We start from the raw sequence: 20201 nt of genomic DNA, 5'->3' as shown, positions 1-20201 counted from the left end.
AAATCAAATAATTTTATAACTATTTTGTGCATATAAAAACTATCAAAAATAGCACACTCATAATTAACCAAACAAACGCTACACCCCCATATTGTATATTTGGATTTTTAATTTTTTCATAACAAAAATCGCTTTTTTTGATATCTTTTTTCATAGTAAAATATCCAAAATATAAGATTGGAAAAATAAATAATATATAAATCCAATTTTTGCCAAAAATATATAATGAGAATTTGCATAACACTATATAAAAAACTAGTATCAACAGAACCATAACAAAGCTTTTTATAAATTGCAATAAATTATTTTTCATCTTTATCTTTTACAATATAATTTGGTGTAATTGCTCCACCTACGCCAGCCGCACCTTCAAATTCATATTTAAATGTTTTTAGATCATAGTCAACTGGTTTTCCAATAACACCTTTATTTTTTATTATATTTTTTCCTATATTCCCAGAAACCCCTATCGTTAAGCCAGTTACTCCACCTATTGCTCCTTTTGTAATGATTTCTTTTGTATCAACTCTATTTTTATTATATTTAACCTGATTATAAGTTTCTGTTACTGCTGACGCAGCCCCACCTTTAGCAATAGAGCCTCCCAAACTTGTTGCTCCGCCAGACCAAGCACTCGCAGCTGTATTTATACCAAGTTCAGTCCAATTTATATTGCTGAAAGATAGGCTATCTCCATTTCTTTTATATTGTGTGTATATATTAGATCCAGCGCCAATAATGCCGCCAATTGCTTGCATTATCCAATCATCACTCTTACTTTGATCTAAAGAATAAAAATAATCTGTGTTTTGTTTGATAATATAATCATTTGAATTTACATTAAAATTATAATTATCTATGTTGTAACCGTTAATATTCAAAGCCTTTTTTGACATATCAAGTAAATTTAATGAGTGTTTTGTAGCAAATTCGTTTTGCAAAATGTCTTTTGGTATGAAACTGTCATTTATATTATCTTTATAGTGTTGCAACTCATGTTTTAGGGCTGTTAAAAACTCGGATGAATTTCTAACAGATGAAGCGTTTATATATAATGAATTTGGATCATCTGAATTAAATTTACCGCCATTATATTCTTCAAAATTTGCAAATTTTATATCTAGGTCAATGATGTCAATTATGTTTTTAGCTGCATTTTGTTTGTCTAATACTGAAATATTTGGATTATCTATCAATCTTAAATTTCTTTCAAATTCTGCTTTTTTATCGGTTTCGTATCTTTGAACATATTCTCTTATATAATTAAATACATCACGTGTCTTTGAATTTTTTGTTGAAAGTATTAAGTCAATAGCTTTAGTTATAGCGGTTGCTTTATTGTAATCATCTTTTATCTCTTTTCTTCCTTCTTTATTAAATAATCTTGTATCTATTGATGCATCTATGTTTGAGTTTATGTTTGTATTATATAAATCTTTGTTTATTTGATTTGTATCTTTGTTTAGTCTTACTAAGTCATCTAAATTAGATAAGTTATCTGTTTTATTAGATTGAAAATTATCTAACTCATCTTTATTTAAATTTGAGATATCTATGTTTGATACTATTAGATTTCCTTTTCCTATAGTTGCTAATGTTTTTGATGAGTTATAAGTTAAGTCTTTATTATTAGAATAAGTTGCACTTGTTATTTTAGAGTTTAGATTTGTGTTGTTTGTTTTTTGATCGTTTGGTTTATTTTTATCATCTTTATTTAAAGCTACATTTACTCCCACACCTAAACTTGTTTTTTTAGAGTAGTTTGAGTTTTTAAGATTACTAAATGTTAAAGAGCCTGTTTTTAAATTTAGATTTTTATTATCTATAAATATAGTTTTTTTACTTCCATCTTCATCTATTATAGTTTTATACTCTCCTGCTGCTATTAAAGAGCCTTTTAGATTAGTGTTTTGTTGCACATCTATATTTACCTTATCTCCTGTTATACTTGAAAGAACTGTTTGCTTAATTTTAGAGCTAGATCTATTTTTAGAAAAGTTTGCATTTGCATTTGATAGTTTTGTATCTTTTTGTATAGCATTATTTGGAGTTTTTAAAATGGTAGGTTGGTTAGCAATAGGTGAGTTTTTATCGGGTAGGATATCAGAATAAGATGAAAGAGGTAAAAAGAGTAAAAAAATACTTACAAAAAAGTTTAAAAATATTTTAAAATTCATTTACCTGCCTTAAACATAAAAACTTATCTATTTTTATTTTAGATTATCTTATCATAATAAAATTATTATTTAATTATATTAAAACTATAAAGGCTAATAAAATAGCAGTTAAATTTCTTATTGTTTTTAGATTTTTAAAAGCTAATTTGTTCATTTTTTTATTTTTTCATATATATTTGGTATAAACTTAGCTTTATAGTGCAAAATTTTACCATCGCTATTATTGTAAATAATATCAATATAATATTCTTTATTTTTTAAATTTGAAATACTGTATGAAATATTTGTATGTGAGTAAATTTCATTTATACATAAAACACACTCATTGTTTCCATATTCAGTAAATTTAAACTTATAAAATATATTTTCTGGCAAGTTGATTACTAGGTTTGCCTTATTAAATTCATAGCCTTTTTTTGGTTTTAAGTTCACGGTTGCATTTAAATCATTTGATTTTTCAATGTTTATTGTCTTAAATTCGTAAATTTTTATTTTATCGTTTTTGTAATGATTTATTGTATAGCCAATAAAAATTGTAAATATTAATGGAATCAGCAATATTCCATATAAAACTCCCACTACTAAAAAGCTATATTTTATAATTGTTTTAAGCATATTTATCCATTATTGAGACGTTATAAATTCATAACGCGAGTATCTTGTTTCGCTATATGAAGGATGTAATATAAATTTATAATTATATGCATCATTGTTGTTTGCAAAAAGTTTTATTTCAGCAATATATGTTTTGTTTTCAAAATTTAAATTTTTAAATTTTAAGTCGGATTTTGATTTTATATCCGTAAAAACATAAATAGTTTTATTTGTATTGGCATCATAAATTTTAAAACTATAAGTAGTTATATTTTTATCAAAATTTAAAAAATAAATTTCCAAATCCATATTGTTAAAGCCTATTTCACTATTTAACAAAATTTGTAATTTTAAATTTTCATTTTCAGGCCTTTTTATAATTGTGCTATTAAAATCATATGATTTAAATATGATATCGCCATAATAGATATCTAAGACATAAAGAAATAGTATAGGAATTGCAACTACAATAGTGATACCAAGAAATATACCGACCAAAAATGCAATAAAATTTTTAATTTTTGTTTTCATCAGCTTCCTTTTTGTTATTACCAAAAATGTGTTTCAAGGTTACACTAAATTTGGAAGTATCGAAACTATCGTAAGGTGTATTTCCGTAAATATAATATGGTAAAACATCAGCAATGCCATGCATAAAAGTATTTAAACCTCCATTTGGATTACTGTAATTGTAAGTTCCTATGTTTAAATTATCATCAACAATTTTGTATGAATTATCTTTTTTATAAACAACTATTTCTCTACCATCATTATTCACAAGTTTTATATTTTGCTTATTATTGTCATCTCCCATTTGATGATAAATAGACTTATCGTTCGGATATACGCTCCAATTTCCAATTTGGGTAATATTTTTATTTTTTAATAAAGTATTAGAAATATTTTTAAACTCATCATCTGATACTTTATTAAACTTATTTCTAGAATAATGACTATATTTATATGGGTTATTTATAGCATATAATTTTGTTGCCAATGTGTCAGATTCAAAAAATTCATTGGATGGGTCATAAGAATTATTATAAAATTGTAAATTAGTAGCGGTAAAATAATCTTGTTGTGGAGCTTCATTAGTGAATGGTTTTAAATATTTATCCTCGAATTTCAACCCCTTTGATTTATCAATTAAAAATCCCATCGCTGTATTTATTTCATCTTTGCTATATTCTTCTTTACCAAATAGACTTTTAAAATTATACCATCCATTTTTTTCATAATCAATCATATATTTACCTGAAAAATCAAGTAGCTTTTTTGCTTCATCTTTAGTTATGTTTTTACCTATTTTAGTTTTGTAATATTTTTTAAACTCTTCATGGTTATTATTTATAAACTCAATCTCATCTTTATGCAACTGTCTATTATCCCCCTTATTCTTATTTAACTTACTAAACTCATAATTGTTTATTGTGTAGTAATCTTTATTTATATTATTTAAATTATTATTAAAAGAGTTATTTTTATAGTTGTGTGTATCTTTACCTAATGCATAAGAGTAGTATCTACTTACATACTCTCCAAAGTTTTGTGAGTATTTTGAATTATCATCTCTATTTATTGTTATGTCTATATTATCTATAGTATCCATTGCTCTTTGAGACTCTGTAGCTGTTGTATTAACTAAATCTTTTATAGTTGAAGTATTTTTTATATTTATATAACTAGTATCTGTTTGAAGAGAGTAAAAACCTTTTATGTTTTTATTGTTGTAACCTTTTTCATCTGAAAAGATTGCTTTAGTTTCATTTGGTAAATAACCTAGATTTATCATAACAGAGTTTGTAACTTCTTGTATAATCTTACTTTTTTGAGTGTCTGATACATTTGAACTATTTAAAATCTCTTTTAACTCTTTATTATTTGAGATTTGCTCTTTTACTCCTTGAAGAGTGTTATAAGCTTTATAGTTTTCTTTAAAAAAATCTATTATGCTAGCTCTATTTGTAGTTACTATTTGAGTAATTGCATCTTTTATAGTAGTAGCATCTTGAATATCATCTTTTATCTCTTTCCTTCCTTCTTTACTAAATAATCTTGTATCTATTGATGCATCTATGTTTGAGTTTATGTTTGTATTATATAAATCTTTATTTATTTGATTTGTATCTTTATTTAGTCTTACTAAGTCATCTAAATTAGATAAGTTATCTGTTTTATTAGATTGAAAATTATCTAACTCATCTTTATTTAAATTTGAGATATCTATGTTTGATACTATTAGATTTCCTTTTCCTATAGTTGCTAATGTTTTTGATGAGTTATAAGTTAAGTCTTTGTTATTAGAATAAGTTGCACTTGTTATTTTAGAGTTTAGATTTGTGTTATTTGTTTTTTGATTGTTTGGTTTATTTTTATCATCTTTATTTAAAGCTACATTTACTCCCACACCTAAACTTGTTTTTTTAGAGTAGTTTGAGTTTTTAAGATTACTAAATGTTAAAGAGCCTGTTTTTAAATTTAGATTTTTATTATCTATAAATATAGTTTTTTTACTTCCATCTTCATCTATTATAGTTTTATACTCTCCTGCTGCTATTAAAGAGCCTTTTAGATTAGTGTTTTGTTGCACATCTATATTTACCTTATCTCCTGTTATACTTGAAAGAACTGTTTGCTTAGTTTTAGAGCTAGATCTATTTTTAGAAAAGTTTGCATTTGCATTTGATAGTTTTGTATCTTTATAACTTACCATATTGTTAGAGATAGCAGATGGATTTGGATTATTATCTCCACTAAATCCAACTCCTACTCCAAATGAGTTTGATTTGAAATTTGAGTTTAATATATCTCTTTGACTCTGTAATGTAAGATTGTTTGTTTTTAGATTAAAAGTATTATCAGCTTTTAAATTTGCTCCTTTTATAGCTGTATTATTTGCAGTATTTATATTTATATCATTGTTTGCTAAAAGCTTTGAGTTATTGTTTATTATACTGTCTTTATTAAGATGGCTTTGAGCATAATTTAGTCCTAAGCTTCCACCACCTCCTCCATAGATTGTAAAGCTTATACTTCCACTTAATTCTTTGTTTTTATCTTTATATGTAAAAGTGTCTTGTGATGAGTTTATATTTAGATTAGTTGAGTTTATTGTTATATCATTTAAGGCTAATAAATTTGATCCTGTTATGGTTGTATCATTATAGGAGTTTAAATTTATATTGTTTGCTTTTAGGTTTGAGCTTATATTTGTTATATCATTTAGATTTGAATTAAATTTATTTCCTTTTATATCAGCACTTACTCCTACACTAAATCCATAAGTTCCTGAGCTTGCTGCTGCTGAGGCTGTTTGAGAGAGTAAAGCTGCTGATTTAGAAGCTACATTTTCAGTAGCTAAAGCTATGTTTGATTTATAGTATTTTTCTTCATCTGTTAGATCATTTATAAAATCTTGTAAATCTTCTATATCTAAGTAATCAATTCCTTCTTCTTTATTTTTATATCTTTGTTTTAAATTTGAAAGTTTATCTTTTAAGGAGTTAAGCTCTTTTTTATAAGAGTCATACTCTTTTTTTACACTTTTTAACTGTTTGGTTGCTTCCTCTAAATCCTTAGCCGCACTTCCTATCTGTGCGTATTCGTTTTGTACAGTAAGAGAAAGGGTTGCTTCAATGTTTTTCTTTTTAATATCTTCTAATAGATTATTAGTTGATGAGAGTATGTTTATATCTCCATGTTTTGAAGAGAGATTAATATTTTCTTTAGCATTTAGGTTTGAACCTATAATGTCTGTATCCTTAAAAGAGTTTATTTTTATATTTTGATTTGAGATTAAATTTGATGAGTTTGTTTTAGATATGTTTGTTTGTTTATCATACTCATCATAACTTGCTTTGGCTAAATTAGTTTTTGCTTTGGTTTCTTGATTTTTTATATCATTGATTGAGTTTTTAAAAGACTCAAATGGACTTATCATAGAAACTTCTATTTTTTTATCATAAACAGCATTTGTTATGCTATCTTTAGAAGCTAGTATATTAACACTTCCTTTTTTTGAAGTTAAGCTTATATCTTTATTTGCAATTAGGTTTGATCCATTTATATTGATATCGTTGTTTGAGTTAATTAATATATCTTTATTGGCTTTTAGATTAGAAGCTTTTTGAGTAACTTTAGAGTTTAGATCTTTATGGATGTTTTGTGTGTAGATGGGATTATCTATAACTCCTAGACTTGATATTGACAAAGCTAAATTAAACGGATTAAATGAACTTTTTTTACTAATAGATCTTTTGCTAGTTATCTCTTTGCTTGAGTTTATAAATACACTATCTTTTGCATTTAAAAAGATGCTTTGATCTGCATTTATAGTAGCTGATGAGAGTAAGATATTAAAGTTTGAATTAAGTAAGATATCACTGCTTTTTAAACTGCTTGATTTTAATAAAGTATTTGCGCTCTCATCTAAATTTATACTCTTACTAACTCCACCAAATTTGGATTTACTTTTATAGCTTTGGCTAAAATTTGAGTATTTAGAAGATAGTATATTTATATCGTTATTTGAGTTTAAATTTATAGCATTATTAGCTTTTATACTAGATCCTGCAATAGTTATGTTTTTTCCTGAGTTTATTAATACATTTTTTCCATCTATATTTGAGCTTTTTACGTTTTGCTCTAAAGATTTTATAAGTTCTGTTTTTTTAGACATAAATCCTTTTGAGGTTGATTTAGTTTCGCTGTAATCACTCTCTAAGGATGAGAGGACATTTATGTTGTTACCTGAGTTTAGGATTGTATCTTTATTTGAGTTTAAATTTGAACTTATTAAAGTTATATCTTTATTTGCCTTTAATAAAATATTTTCTTTTGCATTTAAATTTGATCCTAGGCTGTATTCATAATCTCTTTTATAATATCCCCCGCTCATAGAAAAGTCATATGAGCCTTTATCTTTTACAGTCTTACTTAAGATGTTGTTATTTGCAAGTAGGGCTATATTTTTATTTGAGTTTATGTTTGAACCTCTTAGATAGATACTATCTTTTGCATTTAATACTGTATCGCCTTTGGTTGAAGTAATAGCTGAAATATCTGCTATATTTGTAAAACTTTCTTTTCCATAAGAGTGAGTTAGGGTGTTTGTATTTGATAGGGTTTGATTAAATATATTATTTGCTTGTAGATAGATACTTCCTGCCTCAATTAAAGAAGATAGATTTAATATATCATTATTTGCATTTAGGATTAATTCATTATTTGCCTTTATATCTGCAAATTTATTTGTAATGTTATTTGCATTTATCTTTATGTAGTTATTGCTTATAATGCTTGAGTAGTTATTTAAGTCTCCATCTATATCTAGAGAAATTCCACTACCTGAATAAATTAAAGATGAAGCATTTAATGGAGTGTTATTTTTAAATAATATGCTTTTTAAAGCGCTGTTTCTAAAATCATAAATATAAGTTAGTTTATTATGCATATAATCACTATTTGGAATGTTTTCATCATAAATATAACCGTTATTTAAATAGTAGTATTTTTGATTAGTAGGATTTATAAAATTATCTTTAAAAGTAGGGGGGTTATTGCTAATTATAAAAGAGTTGTTTTTATATGGATTTGTGATATTGTTTAAATATATATCTTTTTTTAATAAAGATTTATAAAATATATCCTTATCATCTTTCATAAATTTGGGTGTTTTATTTATTATTGTATCTGCGATATTTGGCTTTCCGTTATTAAGCTTAGCTAAAGAGCCTGTTATTTTACCATTTGCTGCAAATATAGATGGATATCCTACCTCTTGGTAATTTTTAGATATGGTTCCTAAAGATCCACCTTTTGTAACCCATTTGTGTCTTATTTTATCTCTTCGTCTTTTTTTCTCTCTCCACTCATAAGTAGCTCTTGATATGATATTATGAGTTAAATCAAGACCTTGATTAATTAAATTTGTATCTTTTAAATTTATATCTTTGTTTGCAAATACTATGCTTTTATCATTTAATAAATTATTTGTTAAAAAATTAATACTTTTATTTGAAATAATACTAGATGGTCTAAATTTAGCCAAATCATCTTCATTTATAGTTTGCTTATTAATTGCATAATCTATCTTTCTTGTTTTTTCATTATCTCTTATATGGCTTGTTGTAATAATGGCTTGATTATTTATAAAATCAAATTTTATATCATTGTAGATATTTTTACCATTTGATTTTGTATTTTTATGTAAGCTTAAGATATATAGTTTTTCATTTTTGTTAATAATTTCTTTTTTAAGTTCATTTTCTACATACTTGCTACTGGGCTCTTTATAATTATTATTTATTTTATAGTTTTCTATAATATCTTGTTTTAATTTATCTATATCAACTCCAAATGGTATTATTTTTTGATTATTATCTCTTAAATTTATACTTCCTTTTTTTGTTTTAGGATTTTTATTTATTTTAAGTTCATCAAGTGATCTGTTATTAAGCTCTTTAGCATTTATACTCATATCACCTCTAGAATACATTAAAGATGATAGATTATCTATTTTTAAACTTTTATAGTTTTCATTACTATTTAGCTTTGATAGATAAGATAAATAGTCATAATTTGATTTTAGTAAATTATTATAATCTAAACTGTTATTTGAAATTTTATCTTTTGTATAAAAGATATTTAGATTTTTGTCCGATATTATATTTGAGCTATCTTTATTTATAAGAGTATTTGTATTTAAAATCATATCATCTTTACTATAAAGAGTTGATTTATCTATATTTAAAATATCGTTTGAATTAATTATCAAAGCTTTGTTTGAATAGATATTTGCTTTATTGTTCATTAAATAATTAGAGTTTATAAAAAGATTTTTATTTGATGCTATTTCGCCAAAGTTATTTAAATTTAAATATGAGTTTAAACTCATATCGTTTAATGAGTGAATAGTGCCTTTATTTGTTATATTGTTTGCATTTATTATAAGGTTATTGTTTGATATAAGCTTTGTATTATTTATAAAATCATCTGTTGTTTTTATAAAGATATCTTTATTTGCATAAAAGCCACCATTATAGTTTATAGTATCTTTTGTGATTAAAGATAAATTCTTTCTTGCTTGAAGATTTCCGTGATTACTGTATTTATCGGTATTTATAAATAGATTTTTATTTGAGATGATAAATCCATCTTTATTATTAAGAAGTGATGAGTTTAAATTAAGATCTAAATAAGCACCTATATAGCCTAAGGTATTATTTAAAGAATCTTTAATCTTTATATCTAACAACCCATTTGAAATAATATTTCCGTTTGAGTTATCTAAAGTAGTTGAATCTATTTTTAAATTTTTAGCTTGAATACCTTTATTGTTTTTTTCATCACTACTATTTATAATTTCATCTGATTTAATAATAGCTTTGTTTAATGCATAAACTAAAGAGTTTTTATTATTTAAAAAGTTTGTTTTAATATCTAAATTGCTGTAAGATATTATACTTAACTCGTTATTTAAAAAATTTGAATTAATTGTTATATTGTTTGCTTTTATATCGCCTAAATTATCTATTTTTTTAGAATCTATAAATAAGTTTTTATTTGATGATATCAATTTATCTGTGTATATATAATTTGATTTTAAATTTATATCACCATTAGAAACTAGCTTAGAGTTACTGTTTTTTATAGTGTTACTAGCTATTAAGTTTAAATTTTTACATGATGAGATTTGTGAGTTATGGCTATTTATAATATCACTATCTGCTTTTATGGATAAATTATTGTTTGAGCTAAAGTTAGAGCTGTTTTGAAGAAGGCTATTAAGGTTTAAATTTACTTCATTTTCTACTATAAAGTTTGTATTACTGTTTTTTATATTATCTAGTTTATTATTTATGCTTGAAATATTTAAATTTGAGTTTTTGTTATCTATATCTTTATTTATTTCAAGATTTAACTTATTAGATAGTATTTTAGAGTTTTTATTTAAAATAGTATTTTTTACTACTATTTGGCTGTTGTTAGTGTTTTTTTTATTGTTGTTATTATTGTTTTTTATATTATTGTGAGTATTTTTATTTAAATTATCTTTTCCTATGATAGAGTCTTTATTTATTAAATTATTTGATTTTAGGGTTAGTTTAGAGTTGGTTTGTATGATAGAGTCTTTATTGTTTAAATTATTTGCTTTTAAATTTATGGTTTGCGATTTAACTATGGTTTTTTTATCATTATTTCCACTATTTTCTACATCTTTAGCTTTTATATTTATATTATCATTAGATACTATATCTGCTTTATTTATAAGATCTCCATTTAAGTTTATAGATATATCATTATTTGCAACTATTTTTGCATTATTATTTACTCCAATACCTTTATTTGTAGCAATAAGTTTTATTCTATTTGCATACATTCCACCTAAATTTGAAGTATCAATTGATATTTTAGTATCATCACTACTACTTGATAATATATTTAAATCTTTATCTAGTTTATTTTTTCCAGTTATTATGTTTAGATTATTGGCATAAACATTAGCACTTATCTTAGCAGTTTTAGAAATGATATTTAAATAATTACTTTCATCTTTTAAACCTCTATTACTTATAGATATCTCACCTTGTTTTACATCTATATTATTTAAAGCTCCATCTTTAAATTTAAGCTCTCCTGTAGTTAAAGTAGTTGATTTAGAGTTTATAAAATGAACTCCATCTATATCTATACCACTAGGATTTGCTATCATAAGATCAGCTTTATCTCCTGCTATTTCTATATTTCCTTTTAAGCTACTTTTTTTATCTGAGTTTATCTTATTTACAATAAGTTTGGCTGAGCCTTCGCTTAGTCTTGGATTTGCATGTATATAGCCTCCTGTTATAGTATCTGCTCCATTTCTTGAATTATTAAGTATCGTTCCATCATCTGTTGTATTAAATTTAGAGTATTCGTTTATTGATACTCCTTTATTGTTTGGTTTAACGATATCAACTTGTATAGCATTATTTGGAGTTTTTAAAATGGTAGGTTGGTTAGATTTAGGGACATTAGTATCAGCTAAAATCTCAGCTAAAGATAGATTTGGAAAAAGAAGTGTTAAGGATAAAATTATGTTGAGATGGTTTTTGAAATTCATTGCTTGTCCTTAAAAATTGTATGTAGTATTAAAATTTAAAACAGTTTTATCTGTTTTAAAAAATTCTGGCTTATTAAGTGGAAAACCTAAAAAAAGATCATATTGTACTTTTCTTTTAAAATGTCCTTTTAGGCCAACCCCAGAGCCAACTAAAGTATTATCAGTCATATAATTTGAACTTTTTCCACTTACCTTGCCAAAGTCAAAAGCCGCGTATAGTTTATGGGAATTTAAATAACTATACTCCAAAGTATTTCTTATATAATATCCTCTATCGCCAACCAAACTCATTTCTCCGTCAAATCCTCTAACTGTATAATATCCACCTATATTTAGTCTTTCTTGCATAGTTAAAGATGTATTGTTCCACATACCGTGAAATTTAAAATCATAAGTTAAAGGCACATTTAAAGATGATTTATTAAAATTAAAGTCAATTGTTACTGTCTCAAATCTATTTGTTCCATCATTATAGTCTTCTTCTGGTGCTCTTAAAGCCCCTCTTGCACCTGTGCCTTTTTTATAAGTTGCCCCAAAAACTACATGACCATTTTCTATAAAAATTTGAGAGCTTAGACCTATTTCGTATCCAGCAGTTTTTTTTCTTTGATTATCTAGTTCATAGTCTTCTATATAATTTTTATTTTCTTTTTCCCAAAGTCTAAAAAATAGACTGTTTTTTGAAATTTGATCTCTGTGATAAAGATAATTTATTGTTAAATTTCTTCTTTTACTTTTTCCACTATATTTATAAACTCCAAAAGCTCCAGGAATTGCTTGATCGTAATTATATCTATACTCGTTAAAATCTAAAGAAAATCTTTTGTATGGGATTGTTATACCGTAATAAATATTGTCTGTTTTTCCTCTTTTTGTATCATTTTCTACACTTTGTTTGTCTGCTTTAAATATATTTTTAGAGTAAGAGGAATATAAGATTTCGTTAAATCCCATTAAATTAAGCACATTTAAATTTAAGCTACCTTGATACTTTCCAGTTGCTTTACTTCCTAAATTATCAAATGATAAAGATAAATTAAGTGGCAACTTCTCTTCTTTTGTTATATTTATATCACTATAATTTTCTTTATTTGATGGAAGTAGTTCAAAGCTTACATTACCATTAGAGGCGTTTTGTAAAATTTCTAAGGCTTGTTCAATATCTCTTAAATTTAATATATCGCCTTTTTTGTTTATGCCAAATGAAGTAAAAATTGAAGCTCTATTTTTAGTGGAATTTTTATCATTTATATTAATAGTGTCTATTTTTCCTGGTATTATTTCAAATTTTAGAGTTTTACTTTTTAAATTTTGTGATGGTAAATTTATAGCAGTTGTAATCAATCCAGCTTTTAAAATTTCATTATAAAAAGAATTATAAATAATATTTACACTCTTTTTTCCTATACAATTTCCATTTTTAAATTTTACATTTTTTAAAGATTTTTTTAGATATTTTTCAAATTTATTATTATCTTTACCGATTAATAAAATTTCATTAATAATAAAGCAGGGTTTTTCGTTTGAGATAATGGCTGAAATTTGATTTTTTTTAGGAGTTAAAATAATATTTGAGTTTTCTTTTTGACTTTCTATAAACTTTAGTCTATCTTCTTCTTGCTTGGCTTGGGTTTGAGAAATTTGGTTTAAGGTATTTGCAAAAATTTGAATTATAATAAGCATAAGTATAAAAAATACTCTCATAAAAACCTCGCAAAAATGAAACATATTTCGTTATTTTAACATATAATTCTTATGAAAAAATGAAATTCTTTTCGACTTAAATTTAAATTAAATTAAAATTAAATATAATATTGACAATATTTACTAATATAATTTTTATTATATTTATTTAAAGATTTTCCAAAATATATTAAAAATTCTTTAATATAACGCTATTTAGGAGAAATTATTAATCAACTATCAAATAACCACTTATTAGCATGCTTTAAAATAATGTCAAAATTTATTGATACTAAAATCTGCTTTAAAATTATTATTGTTTGATTTTATAAAGTACAAATCTACACCTTTATCTTGTATTATATTTATATCTTTATTTTTAAATTTAATCAATTTATATAAATTAGCACCTATATTTTCTATTGTTTTTTATATGAAAGTTCAGCTTTTATTGATGTTTTATTTTGATTATATATTTCTAATATTCAAATAAAATTCACAACCTTATCTATAATAGGTGTCAATATTTATCTAATAAAGTATTTCTAAATTTATCAGTTTTACACTTAACAATATAATAAAAATTTCATCTCTGTTTTTTCATGGCTGTTTTTAACAACATACGGATATTTAACCCAATCGCCATCTAATCGACTATCATTAAATTATCCATAATTTTATTCCAACTTTTTTGAAATCTTCAATAGTTAAATTTTTTAAAGTTAAGCAATAATCCTAAAAATTTTTCTTTTCTTTGAACGCCCCTCCAAAAATTATCACTATCTAATTTATGTGTTAAAATTTAGTTTGTTGTGCATATCTGTTTTTGTTATTATAATTAAGTATTCTTCTATATATTTCATTGTTTAAATTGTTCCATAAATTCCACTTTGTATAGTTGAGCTTGATGCTAATAATATATTGTTAAAAAATAGACTTATAAATAGTAATAAATTTAAGATAAATTTCATTTTTTACTCTTTTTATATTCTTCAATCAATTCTCTTTCTATTTTATCAATTCTTTTAAATTCTTTGTTTTTCTTTTCTTGTTCTTCCTTTTCAAATTCTTTATAATCTTGCAACTCTCCACCACATTTTGGGCAAATTTTATCTTTATCTTTTACATCAATATAATTATAAACTTTATGGCATTTTTTGCAACGCATAAAATCTGAATGTTTTGAGTTATAAAAAATTCCTATACATATAAAAATAATTCCTATAGCCATAGAGGTTATAGACATTTGTATGGATGGTTCTATCCAGCCGGTATATTTTATATAAATTTTTCCACCACAAAAAGACCAAACGGCTTCTACAATAAAAATAATTCCTAAAAAAACATAAGAAAAACTATTCAATTTATTCTTCATCTCGTTTTTTAATATTTTGATACATATTTTTAATAATAGCTCCCAATGTTCCTTTTTGTGTCCCTGGCGTTGTGCTATCATTAAATATATCATTTGCAATTTCAAACCCAGCTGTTCCATATATCCAAACTCTAGGATCTGATATAGTATTTCCAAACCAATAAGCATTATCAGGTATAGTATAATTTATTGGTTTTGTTGTTGATATGGCTTGATTATCATCATATTTAGGTGAATATATATACGCACCATACATAAACCCTAAAAAAATTAAAAACAAAATCATTAAAAATAAATAAATCAAAACTTGAAAAGCAAAGCAAAATATATCTAATAAAAGCCACAAAAACTTAGTCATTAAATCCACCTTGTAAAAAGATAAATTTCTCTAAAATGTCTATCAGCAATACAATTATATGTGAAATGTATAGCAAAGATTATCAATAATACACATAAAATTACAAATGCTGTATAAAAAATTTTTTTCATACTAATTTCTAACCCCTACTCAAAAGCCCAACTACTCGTATAAACAAAATAGCACCTATAAAAGCTAATGTAAAAAATAAAATTTTAAAAATTTTTATTAGTTTTTTCATTTTGATTTTCCTATGTCATCATAAGGAGTATTGCCATAAATAAAATACGGCAACAAGTCTTGCACTGCATGTTCCATACTTTCGCCAGTTATAGCACTCAAAAAATCAAAAGAATGTCTAAATGGTGTAGGGTTTGAAAAATTATAAGTTCCTATATTTTTATAGTCATTTATTATAATATATTCTCCATTATCCATTTGTCTTAAAACCACTTCTCTACCGTAATTATTCACAAGTTTTATATTTTGCTTATTATCTAAAAATAAAATCATCTAAAATCAATCTTTCAATTTATCCTTTGGCACAATTTCATAATTATATACAAAAATATCATTTGGATTGTTTAAATAGTAAAATTTAACTTCAAGCAGGTATATTTTATCTCTTAAATATAAGTTTGTAAGCTCTATATTTGCTGGAGAGATTAATTTTTCTATACCATAAATAGTTTTTAGAGTGTCTTCTTCTTTTAGTGTAAAGCCGTAGATAATGTTGTCTTCATTATTGTTCGGAAGTATTTTTAAAGTATATCTGTACTCTTTAAAAAATTCTTTTTTCCAAGACAAATCCACTTTTATTTTGGACTTACTATTATTAAAATTCATTTTTTGTTTTAATATAAAATGGTGATTGCTGTAACTTTCTTTTGTAAGGTGTTCATATAGATATGACATACCTATCATAAAAGAAAAAAAGCCAATTATTAAAAAAACTACTAAAAAAAATGAAAGAAAAAAATATTTAATAATCCGTTTAATCATATTAATCCTCTATTATACAGACATAAGTGTATTAAAAAGTTTATATTCAATATTGCAATCGTATGGTTTCATTACCGCATTATAATGATAGATAGTAGCAGAATCACCTACTTGATAGTATTTCATCTCAAAAATATATTTTTTATCCTCCAAAGATAGATTATTAAAATAAATATTTTTACTTATGTTAGAATATTTGCTTCCTGGAAGGTGAATTTCTAAGTATATATCTTGAAATTCATATATAATTTGTTTTGTTTCATAATCTTTTATGCTTATGCTATATAGCATATTTATATCTTTTTTAGGATCCGTGCTGACAATATTGCCTGTGTCAAAACCTACAACAAATAGCAAATCAGAAAAACCTTTTTTACTATTTGTATAGACATAAGGGGATAAAATTGGATTGCTTTTATAGTCAATTGTGTCTAAATTAAAAGAATACTCACGAACAACAGAATGCCCAAGGTAATTATCGACAAAGTAAGCAAATATAAACGGAGATAAAAGACCTGTGAAAGCACCGATGCATCCTGATAATATACATAAAATAGTTTCAATTATGTTTTTCATCTTTTTTACCTTATTTTGGCATATTGGTATCAAAAATCATTTTTTAATCCTTCAATTGTGGTAATAACTCGATCGCCATATTTTAAACCATCATAAGGAGTATTTCCATAAATATAATATGGCAAAACATCAGCAATGCTATGCATAAAAGTATTTAAACCTCCATTTGGATTACTGTAATTGTAAGTTCCTACATTAAGGTTATCGTCTATAATTGTATATTTATCGTTTGTCAGTCGAACAACTATCTCTCTACCGTCATTATTTACCAGTTTTACATTGTTTCTATTTTTTTTATCGCCCATTTGATGATAAATTGATTTATCTTTCGGATATACTTCCCAATCCCCAATTTTTATTTTAATATCTTTATTGTTTTTATCCTGAAGCAATTTTATAGTATCACTATGATTCAGCAAACCTTTAGATATTATATCTAGCTCTTGTTGTGATACTTTATTAAACTTATTTCTAGAATAATGACTATATTTATATGGGTTATTTATAGCATATAATTTTGTTGCCAATGTGTCAGATTCAAAAAATTCATTGGATGGGTCATAAGAATTATTATAAAATTGTAAATTAGTAGCGGTAAAATAATCTTGTTGTGGAGCTTCATTAGTGAATGGTTTTAAATATTTATCCTCGAATTTCAACCCCTTTGATTTATCAATTAAAAATCCCATCGCTGTATTTATTTCATCTTTGCTATATTCTTCTTTACCAAATAGACTTTTAAAATTATACCATCCATTTTTTTCATAATCAATCATATATTTACCTGAAAAATCAAGTAGCTTTTTTGCTTCATCTTTAGTTATGTTTTTACCTATTTTAGTTTTGTAATATTTTTTAAACTCTTCATGGTTATTATTTATAAACTCAATCTCATCTTTATGCAACTGTCTATTATCCCCCTTATTCTTATTTAACTTACTAAACTCATAATTGTTTATTGTGTAGTAATCTTTATTTATATTATTTAAATTATTATTAAAAGAGTTATTTTTATAGTTGTGTGTATCTTTACCTAATGCATAAGAGTAGTATCTACTTACATACTCTCCAAAGTTTTGTGAGTATTTTGAATTATCATCTCTATTTATTGTTATGTCTATATTATCTATAGTATCCATTGCTCTTTGAGACTCTGTAGCTGTTGTATTAACTAAATCTTTTATAGTTGAAGTATTTTTTATATTTATATAACTAGTATCTGTTTGAAGAGAGTAAAAACCTTTTATGTTTTTATTGTTGTAACCTTTTTCATCTGAAAAGATTGCTTTAGTTTCATTTGGTAAATAACCTAGATTTATCATAACAGAGTTTGTAACTTCTTGTATAATCTTACTTTTTTGAGTGTCTGATACATTTGAACTATTTAAAATCTCTTTTAACTCTTTATTATTTGAGATTTGCTCTTTTACTCCTTGAAGAGTGTTATAAGCTTTATAGTTTTCTTTAAAAAAATCTATTATGCTAGCTCTATTTGTAGTTACTATTTGAGTAATTGCATCTTTTATAGTAGTAGCATCTTGAATATCATCTTTTATCTCTTTCCTTCCTTCTTTACTAAATAATCTTGTATCTATTGATACATCTATGTTTGAGTTTATGTTTGTATTATATAAATCTTTGTTTATTTGATTTGTATCTTTATTCAGTCTTACTAAGTCATCTAAATTAGATAAGTTATCTGTTTTATTAGATTGAAAATTATCTAACTCATCTTTATTTAAATTTGAGATATCTATGTTTGATACTATTAGATTTCCTTTTCCTATAGTTGCTAATGTTTTTGATGAGTTATAAGTTAAGTCTTTATTATTAGAATAAGTTGCACTTGTTATTTTAGAGTTTAGATTTGTGTTGTTTGTTTTTTGATCGTTTGGTTTATTTTTATCATCTTTATTTAAAGCTACATTTACTCCCACACCTAAACTTGTTTTTTTAGAGTAGTTTGAGTTTTTAAGATTACTAAATGTTAAAGAGCCTGTTTTTAAATTTAGATTTTTGTTATCTATAAATATAGTTTTTTTACTTCCATCTTCATCTATTATAGTTTTATACTCTCCTGCTGCTATTAAAGAGCCTTTTAGATTAGTGTTTTGTTGCACATCTATATTTACCTTATCACCTGTTATACTTGAAAGAACTGTTTGCTTAGTTTTAGAGCTAGATCTATTTTTAGAAAAGTTTGCATTTGCATTTGATAGTTTTGTATCTTTATAACTTACCATATTGTTAGAGATAGCAGATGGATTTGGATTATTATCTCCACTAAATCCAACTCCTACTCCAAATGAGTTTGATTTGAAATTTGAGTTTAATATATCTCTTTGACTCTGTAATGTAAGATTGTTTGTTTTTAGATTAAAAGTATTATCAGCTTTTAAATTTGCTCCTTTTATAGCTGTATTATTTGCAGTATTTATATTTATATCATTGTTTGCTAAAAGCTTTGAGTTATTGTTTATTATACTGTCTTTATTAAGATGGCTTTGAGCATAATTTAGTCCTAAGCTTCCACCACCTCCTCCATAGATTGTAAAGCTTATACTTCCACTTAATTCTTTGTTTTTATCTTTATATGTAAAAGTGTCTTGTGATGAGTTTATATTTAGATTAGTTGAGTTTATTGTTATATCATTTAAGGCTAATAAATTTGATCCTGTTATAGTTGTATCATTATAGGAGTTTAAATTTATATTGTTTGCTTTTAGGTTTGAGCTTATATTTGTTATATCATTTAGATTTGAGTTAAATTTATTTCCTTTTATATCAGCACTTACTCCTACACTAAATCCATAAGTTCCATAGCTTGCTGCTGCTGAGGCTGTTTGAGAGAGTAAAGCTGCTGATTTAGAAGCTACATTTTCAGTAGCTAAAGCTATGTTTGATTTATAGTATTTTTCTTCATCTGTTAGATCATTAAACATATTTATTTTCTTTATATAATTTTTTAACTTTGAGTATTTTTTGTTTCATTTTTCTCGTTTAAATCTTTCATGCTTGATTTATATTCTTTTATAGATCTATCTAGATGATTGACAAATGGTTTTATAAATATAAATATATAGATTGGATAGTGAAGTGAAAAAATGAAATTCCAAAACAATTTTTTAAAATTTTGACCATAAATATCCTCTTTATACTGTATATTTACTTGAAAAAGCCCATCGCCAAAAAAACATAATTCAAAAATCAATTTATATATAAAAAAATAAAATAAAAATATCAAAGTGAAAAATACAATTTTTGTAGAAAAAAGGTAACCAAATTTTATATTGATAAAATATTTTATGCACAATTTATAAGCTTGATACATCA

12 protein-coding genes are annotated in these 20201 nt (G+C 24.5%); all 12 read right to left on the bottom strand.

Annotated elements, in window-relative coordinates; all coding sequences use genetic code 11:
- Positions 1–302: 302 nt before the first annotated feature.
- Positions 303–2177, bottom strand: a complete 1875-nt coding sequence (locus CURT_RS08535; protein WP_115651874.1) for a hypothetical protein — start codon at positions 2175–2177, stop codon at positions 303–305.
- 150 nt (positions 2178–2327) lie between these two features.
- Positions 2328–2792, bottom strand: a complete 465-nt coding sequence (locus tag CURT_RS08530; RefSeq protein ID WP_018713965.1) for a hypothetical protein — start codon at positions 2790–2792, stop codon at positions 2328–2330.
- Positions 2793–2801: 9 nt separating this feature from the next.
- Positions 2802–3302: a hypothetical protein gene (locus CURT_RS08525; RefSeq protein ID WP_018713966.1), complete on the bottom strand. Its 501-nt coding sequence runs from the start codon at positions 3300–3302 to the stop codon at positions 2802–2804.
- Positions 3286–11874 carry a hemagglutinin repeat-containing protein gene (locus tag CURT_RS08520; RefSeq protein WP_176324089.1) on the bottom strand — a complete coding sequence of 2863 codons (8589 nt, stop codon included), beginning with the start codon at positions 11872–11874 and terminating at the stop codon, positions 3286–3288. Before CURT_RS08520 ends, CURT_RS08525 begins: the two co-directional genes overlap by 17 nt.
- Before the next feature lie 9 nt (positions 11875–11883).
- A complete protein-coding gene (locus CURT_RS08515; RefSeq protein ID WP_018713642.1) occupies positions 11884–13578 on the bottom strand; it encodes a ShlB/FhaC/HecB family hemolysin secretion/activation protein in 1695 nt (564 codons plus the stop codon).
- Positions 13579–14524: 946 nt separating this feature from the next.
- Positions 14525–14932, bottom strand: coding sequence for an adenylate kinase (locus CURT_RS08510; protein WP_018713849.1), 408 nt, complete (start codon positions 14930–14932; stop codon positions 14525–14527).
- Complete coding sequence (locus CURT_RS08505; RefSeq protein ID WP_172539786.1) at positions 14922–15290, bottom strand: hypothetical protein; 369 nt, start codon at positions 15288–15290, stop codon at positions 14922–14924. The genes CURT_RS08510 and CURT_RS08505 overlap by 11 nt, the downstream gene beginning before the upstream one ends.
- Before the next feature lie 237 nt (positions 15291–15527).
- Complete coding sequence (locus CURT_RS08500; protein WP_115651877.1) at positions 15528–15803, bottom strand: hypothetical protein; 276 nt, start codon at positions 15801–15803, stop codon at positions 15528–15530.
- A gap of 6 nt (positions 15804–15809) precedes the next feature.
- Positions 15810–16214, bottom strand: coding sequence for a hypothetical protein (locus CURT_RS08495; protein ID WP_176324088.1), 405 nt, complete (start codon positions 16212–16214; stop codon positions 15810–15812).
- Between the two features lie 90 nt (positions 16215–16304).
- Positions 16305–16868 (bottom strand): hypothetical protein, encoded by a 564-nt coding sequence (locus CURT_RS08490; protein WP_115651879.1) that lies wholly within the window; start codon positions 16866–16868, stop codon positions 16305–16307.
- A gap of 29 nt (positions 16869–16897) precedes the next feature.
- Positions 16898–19810, bottom strand: a complete 2913-nt coding sequence (locus tag CURT_RS08485; protein ID WP_115651880.1) for a hemagglutinin repeat-containing protein — start codon at positions 19808–19810, stop codon at positions 16898–16900.
- A gap of 23 nt (positions 19811–19833) precedes the next feature.
- The gene (locus tag CURT_RS08480; protein ID WP_176324087.1) at positions 19834–20079 is read right to left on the bottom strand and encodes a hypothetical protein; all 246 of its coding nucleotides are present in this window, start codon (positions 20077–20079) and stop codon (positions 19834–19836) included.
- Positions 20080–20201: the final 122 nt, after the last annotated feature.

Origin of the sequence: Campylobacter ureolyticus (assembly GCF_013372225.1) — a bacterium.
Taxonomy (GTDB): domain Bacteria; phylum Campylobacterota; class Campylobacteria; order Campylobacterales; family Campylobacteraceae; genus Campylobacter_B; species Campylobacter_B ureolyticus.
The sequence above is the reverse complement of the archived record's forward strand: the minus strand, read 5'-3'. Positions and strand labels throughout refer to the sequence as shown.